Raw genomic sequence first — 6,333 nt, 5'->3', positions numbered from 1 at the left:
TGACCGAATCCTCATGTGGGAGCGAGCCTGCTCGCGATTGGGACAACTCGGTACAACTGAATAAACATCGAACGCCATCGCGCAACCAAAGGTCTGCTTTCCTGTACCCCAGAACCCATCGATCAAAGGAGACGCTGCCATGTCCGATCCCATGACCCTCAACCAACGCATCGTCCTGGCCTCGCGCCCCGTTGGCGCGCCGACGCCGGAGAACTTTCGCCTGGAGCGGGTCGCGCTCCCCGAACTGGCCGACGGCGAGGTGCTGCTCAAGACCCTCTACCTGTCCCTGGACCCCTACATGCGCGGCCGCATGAGCGATGCGCCGTCCTACGCGGCGCCGGTGGAAATCGATGCGGTGATGACCGGCGGTGCAGTCAGCCGGGTCGAGCAGTCGCGCAACCCCAAGTTCCAGGAAGGTGATCTGGTGGTGGGCGCCACGGGCTGGCAAAGCCACAGCATCAATGACGGCCGCAGCATCATGCCGATTCCTTCGGGGCTGCCGAGTCCCTCCATGGCCCTCGGCGTACTGGGCATGCCCGGCATGACCGCCTACATGGGCCTGATGGACATCGGCCAGCCCAAATCCGGCGAGACCCTGGTGGTCGCAGCCGCATCCGGCGCCGTGGGTTCGGTGGTTGGCCAAGTGGCGAAGATCAAGGGCCTGCGCGTGGTGGGCGTGGCCGGTGGCGCGGACAAATGCCGCTACGTGGTTGAGGAACTGGGTTTCGACGCCTGCATCGATCACAAGAACCCGGACTTTGTCGATGAGCTGGCCAAAGCCTGCCCTCAAGGCATCGACATCTATTACGAAAACGTTGGTGGCAAGGTGTTCGACGCGGTGGTGCCGTTGCTCAATCCCAAGGCGCGGATTCCCCTGTGCGGCCTGATTTCGTCCTACAACGCCACCGAAGCGCCGAGCGGGCCGGATCGCCTGCCGCAACTGCAGCGCACGCTGCTGACCAAGCGCGTGCGGATTCAGGGTTTCATCGTGTTCGACGACTACGGAGACCGCCAGTCCGAGTTCGGCAGCGCCATGGCGCCCTGGGTGCGTGCGGGCAAGGTGAAATTCCGCGAAGATGTGGTCGATGGCCTGGAAAACGCACCCCAGGCGTTCATCGGTCTGCTGGAGGGGCGCAACTTCGGCAAGCTGGTGATTCGCGTCGCGCAGGACTGATGGCCCTGGCCATTTGACGCTAACCGGAGGCGCGGGTATAAACCGCGTCTCGTTGTTTTGTCGGATGTTTCCCCATGAGCTTCAGCCCTTTGATTCGCCAACTGATCGATGCCCTGCGCGTGCTGCCGGGCGTGGGTCAGAAAACCGCCCAGCGCATGGCGTTGCAGTTGCTCGAGCGTGATCGCAGCGGCGGCTCGCGACTGGCCCAGGCCATGAGCCAGGCCATGGAAGGAGTCGGCCACTGCCGTCTGTGCCGCACGCTGACCGAAGACGACCTGTGCCCGCAGTGCGCCGACACCCGGCGCGACGACACGCTGCTGTGCGTGGTCGAAGGGCCGATGGATGTATACGCAGTGGAGCAGACCGGTTTCCGCGGTCGCTACTTCGTGCTCAAGGGGCACCTGTCGCCCCTCGATGGCCTGGGGCCGGAGGCCATCGGTATCCCGCAATTGATGGCGCGGATCGAGGACGCGGGGACGTTCACTGAAGTGATCCTCGCCACCAACCCCACCGTCGAAGGCGAAGCCACGGCGCACTACATCGCCCAGTTGCTGAGCAACAAAGGCCTGATCGCTTCGCGGATTGCCCATGGTGTGCCGCTGGGGGGCGAGCTGGAGCTGGTCGATGGCGGGACCCTGGCGCATTCGTTTGCCGGGCGCAAGCCGATCTCCCTCTAGTGATGTGTTGGCTGGGCTGACGCCTTCGCGGGCAAGCCTCGCTCCTACAGGGTTTGGGTTGGAATGGAAAATTTACACACAACGCAAAACCTGTAGGAGCGAGGCTTGCCCGCGAAGGGAGCACCTCGGTCCACCTGTCAAACACAATCCTGTTGAAAACCAAGCAAGCGCTCGGTTAACGTCGGCGAACCCCTCCCGTGGAGTTCGCCGATGCCTGCCTTTGCCGACTACTTCGACCCCAGCCACCAAATGATCCGCGACAGCGTCCGACGTTTTGTCGAACGCGAGATTCTGCCGGGCATCGACCAGTGGGAAGAAGCCGAAAGCTTCCCTCGCGAGCTCTATCTCAAGGCCGGTGCGGCGGGGATCCTGGGCATCGGTTACCCGGAATGCTTCGGCGGCAGCCATGAAGGCGATCTGTTCGCCAAGGTCGCCGCCAGCGAAGAACTGATGCGCTGCGGCTCCGGCGGTCTGGTGGCCGGGCTCGGTTCGCTGGACATCGGCCTGCCGCCGATCGTCAAGTGGGCCAGACCCGAAGTCCGTGACCGGGTGGTGCCGCAGGTATTGTCCGGCGAGAAAATCAGCGCCCTGGCCGTCACTGAACCCGGCGGCGGCTCGGACGTGGCCAACCTGCAGACCCGCGCCGTGCGCGACTGCGATGTCTACCGGGTCAACGGCAGCAAGACCTTCATCACCAGTGGCGTGCGCGCCGATTTCTATACAGTCGCGGTGCGCACCGGTGAACCCGGCTTCGCCGGCATCAGCCTGTTGCTGATCGAGAAGGGCACGCCGGGCTTCACCGTGGGTCGGCAGCTGAAAAAGATGGGCTGGTGGGCCTCGGACACTGCCGAACTGTTCTTCGATGATTGCCAGGTGCCCGTGGGTAATCTGATCGGCAGCGAGAACATGGGGTTCGCCTGCATCATGGGCAACTTTCAGAGCGAACGCCTGGCGCTGGCCCTGATGGCCAACATGACCGCGCAGCTCGCGCTGGAAGAAAGCTTGAAGTGGGCTCGCGAACGTCAAGCGTTCGGCAAGCCCATCGGCAAGTTCCAGGTGATCAAGCACCGCCTTGCGGAAATGGCCACGGCGCTGGAGGTCTCAAGGGAGTTCACCTATCGGCAGGCGGCGAAAATGGCCGCGGGGCAGAGCGTGATCAAGGAGATTTCCATGGCCAAGAACGTTGCGACCGATACGGCTGACCGAATCACCCATGAGGCGGTGCAGATCCTCGGTGGCTTGGGTTACATGCGCGAGAGTCTGGTGGAGCGGCTGTATCGGGATAACCGGATACTGTCGATTGGCGGGGGGACGCGGGAAGTGATGAACGAGATCATCAGTAAGCAGATGGGGCTTTGACATCCAGGGTGATGCGACTGACGCCTTCGCGGGCAAGCCTCGCTCCTACAGGTGGGGCGGTGTTCAATACACCATCAAAACCTGTAGGAGCGAGGCTTGCCCGCGAAGACTTGCTGACAGGCGCCGCTTACTTCTCGGACAACGCAAACTGCGTCAAACAGAACGTCGGAATCCCCAGATCCACCAGCCGCTGCGACCCACCCAGCTCCGGCAGATCAATGATCGCCGCCGCTTCATGCACCCGCGCACCCATCCGGCGAATCAGGTTTGCCGCCGCGATCAGGGTACCGCCAGTGGCGATCAGGTCATCGAACATCACCACCGAATCGCCCTCGCACAGGCTGTCGGCGTGCACTTCCAGGAAGGCCTCGCCGTATTCGGTCGCGTAGCCCTCGGCCAGCACATCGGCAGGCAGCTTGCCCTGCTTGCGGAACAGCACCAGCGGCTTGTTCAACTGATAGGCCAGCACCGAGCCGATCAGGAAACCGCGGGCGTCCATGGCGCCGATGTGAGTGAAATCGGCCTCGACATAACGGTGGGCGAAGCTGTCCATCACCACGCGCATGGCCGTTGGCGACTGGAACAGCGGAGTGATGTCGCGAAAGATCACGCCCGGCTTGGGAAAGTCGATCACGGGGCGGATGAGGGATTTGATGTCGAAGGATTCGAAGACCATCGTCGTGGTGTCCTGGCAGGGCTGCAAAACGGCACATTATAACGGCGGCTGAACCGTTTCGCTCAGCCGTAAATCGGCGCGATCAACCTTCGACCGAACCGCCAGCCAATGCACACAACTGGATCGGATCGAGGATGCGGATTTCCTTGCCTTCCGCGGCGATCAGCTCGTTCTGCTGGAAGCGCGTGAACACCCGGGACACGGTTTCCACCGCCAATCCCAGGTAGTTGCCGATTTCGTTGCGCGACATGCTCAGACGGAACTGATTGGCGGAAAAACCTCGGGCACGAAAGCGCGCCGATAGGTTGACGAGGAAGGTGGCGATGCGCTCGTCGGCGGTTTTCTTCGAAAGCAGCAACATCATCTGTTGATCGTCGCGAATCTCTCGGCTCATCACGCGCATCAACTGACGGCGCAGTTGCGGCAGTTGCAGGGCCAGTTCGTCGAGACGTTCGAAGGGGATTTCACACACCGAGGTGGTTTCCAGGGCCTGTGCCGACACCGGATGCTTTTCGGTGTCCATGCCCGACAAGCCCACCAGCTCGCTCGGCAGGTGGAAACCGGTGAGTTGTTCTTCGCCGGCATCGCTCAGGTTGAAGGTTTTCAACGCGCCGGAACGCACGGCGTAAACGGAATCGAAGGTGTCACCCTGGCGGAACAGAAACTCGCCTTTCTTCAACGGGCGGCCGCGTTTGACGATTTCGTCCAGTGCGTCCATGTCTTCCAGATTCAGCGACAGTGGCAGGCACAACGGGGCCAGGCTGCAGTCCTTGCAGTGAGCCTGATTATGAGTGCGCAGTTTTACTGGCTCGGACATTTCTTCAATCCTTGTGGGAAAACACACATAGGCTGTAAGGGTAACTCAGCGCAGGACATTAGGGCCAGCGCGTGGCGGATTTGACGCAGGCCGTCAGATCACTCGGGAAAAACGTTGCTGGCTGTGTTGCTGCAAATAGGCATCAAACACCATGCACACCGAACGAACCAACAAACGCCCGGCGGGCAACACGTTGATGCTTTGGCGATCCAGTTCGATCAGCCCGTCCTTGGCCATTTGCTGCAATTGCGGCCAAAGTTCGCCGAAATAGCCCTGGAAATCGATGTTGAAGGTCTGTTCGATCTCGGCGAATTCCAGGTGGAAATGGCAGATCAGCTGTTGAATCACCGCGCGCCGCAGGCGGTCGTCGGCATCGCACAGCAGGCCGCGGCTTGTGGCCAGTTGCGCTGAAGCAAGGCTGTTCTGGTACTGGGTCAGGTCGCTGCTGTTCTGGCAGTACAGATCGCCGATCTGACTGATCGCCGACACCCCAAGTCCGATAAGATCGCAATGGCCGTGGGTGGTGTAGCCCTGGAAGTTGCGTTGCAGGGTCGATTCTTCCTGGGCAATCGCCAGTTCGTCGTCAGGCAGGGCGAAGTGGTCCATGCCGATGTAGCGGTAACCGGCAGCGGTCAGCTGGTCGATGGTGCGCTGCAGCATCTCCAGTTTCTGCGCAGGCGTCGGCAGGTCATTGCCATTGATGCGCCGCTGCGGCATGAAGCGTTCCGGCAAGTGGGCGTAGTTGAACACCGAGGCTCGGTCAGGCTGCAGGTGGATGACTTCTTCGACGGTACGGGCAAAGTTGTCCGGGGTCTGCTTCGGCAGGCCGTAGATCAGGTCGATGTTGATCGAGCGGAATTGCAGGGTGCGGGCGGCATCGATCACCGCTCGGGTCTGCTCCAGGGTTTGCAGGCGGTTGACTGCGCGCTGCACCGCCGGGTCCAGATCCTGGACACCGATGCTGACGCGGTTGAAGCCCAGTTCGCGCAACAGGCCCATGGTCGACCAGTCGGCTTCACGGGGATCGATTTCGATGCCGTAGTCGCCGGAATCGTCGTCGAGCAGGTTGAAGTGCTCGCGCAGGTGCGCCATCAGCTGACGCAGTTCGTCATGGCTGAGGAAAGTCGGTGTGCCGCCGCCGAAATGCAGTTGCTCGACCTTCTGCTGTGGGTCCAGGTGACAGGCGATGAGCTGGATTTCCTGCTCCAGGCGCTGCAGGTAGGGCAGGGCGCGGCCACGGTCCTTGGTGATGACTTTGTTGCAGGCGCAGTAGTAGCAAATGTTCGCGCAGAACGGCACGTGCACGTACAGCGACAGCGGGCGCAGGGCCTTGCGGCTTTCGCGCAGGGCATGGAACAGGTCGAAACTGCCGACTTGGGCGTTGAATTGCACGGCGGTCGGATAAGAGGTGTAGCGCGGACCCGCCAGGTCATAACGGCGGATCAGATCGGTATCCCAACGAATGGTGTCGAGCAGCATGCGGGCATCCCCCGGAATCGGCTGGCGGTGCTGGCCAGTCTAGGGGGTGGGGCATTTGGGTATCTTGATTTGCGTCAAGGACGATGAAAGTGGCTTTTGTGGTTAGGTGCTTTTGTGGCGAGGGGGCTTGCCCCCGTTGGGTCGCGAAGCG

Annotated in this window: 6 protein-coding genes; 3 read left to right on the top strand and 3 right to left on the bottom strand. The window is 61.7% G+C overall.

From position 1 onward, the window contains the following. The first annotated feature begins 139 nt into the window (after positions 1-139). The 3 genes from K9857_RS29240 (at position 140) to K9857_RS29230 (ending at position 3,210) form a co-directional block, all read left to right on the top strand. Positions 140-1,174 carry an NADP-dependent oxidoreductase gene (locus K9857_RS29240; RefSeq protein WP_224541872.1) on the top strand — a complete coding sequence of 345 codons (1,035 nt, stop codon included), beginning with the start codon at positions 140-142 and terminating at the stop codon, positions 1,172-1,174. Between the two features lie 74 nt (positions 1,175-1,248). Then, a complete protein-coding gene (gene recR, locus K9857_RS29235) occupies positions 1,249-1,851 on the top strand; it encodes a recombination mediator RecR (protein WP_224541870.1) in 603 nt (200 codons plus the stop codon). 210 nt (positions 1,852-2,061) lie between these two features. After that, positions 2,062-3,210: an acyl-CoA dehydrogenase family protein gene (locus tag K9857_RS29230; RefSeq protein WP_224541868.1), complete on the top strand. Its 1,149-nt coding sequence runs from the start codon at positions 2,062-2,064 to the stop codon at positions 3,208-3,210. A gap of 127 nt (positions 3,211-3,337) precedes the next feature. Here K9857_RS29230 and K9857_RS29225 read toward each other — a convergent pair whose 3' ends face one another. From K9857_RS29225 to hemN, 3 genes are all read right to left on the bottom strand, one after another. Then, positions 3,338-3,886, bottom strand: a complete 549-nt coding sequence (locus K9857_RS29225; protein WP_224541866.1) for an adenine phosphoribosyltransferase — start codon at positions 3,884-3,886, stop codon at positions 3,338-3,340. 82 nt (positions 3,887-3,968) lie between these two features. Then, complete coding sequence (fnr, locus tag K9857_RS29220) at positions 3,969-4,703, bottom strand: fumarate/nitrate reduction transcriptional regulator Fnr (RefSeq protein WP_110967175.1); 735 nt, start codon at positions 4,701-4,703, stop codon at positions 3,969-3,971. 93 nt (positions 4,704-4,796) lie between these two features. After that, positions 4,797-6,179, bottom strand: coding sequence for an oxygen-independent coproporphyrinogen III oxidase (hemN, locus tag K9857_RS29215; protein WP_224541875.1), 1,383 nt, complete (start codon positions 6,177-6,179; stop codon positions 4,797-4,799). Positions 6,180-6,333: the final 154 nt, after the last annotated feature.

This window comes from Pseudomonas sp. REP124 (assembly GCF_020164475.1).
Lineage (GTDB): Bacteria > Pseudomonadota > Gammaproteobacteria > Pseudomonadales > Pseudomonadaceae > Aquipseudomonas.
This window is presented reverse-complemented; position numbering and strand designations above follow the sequence as displayed.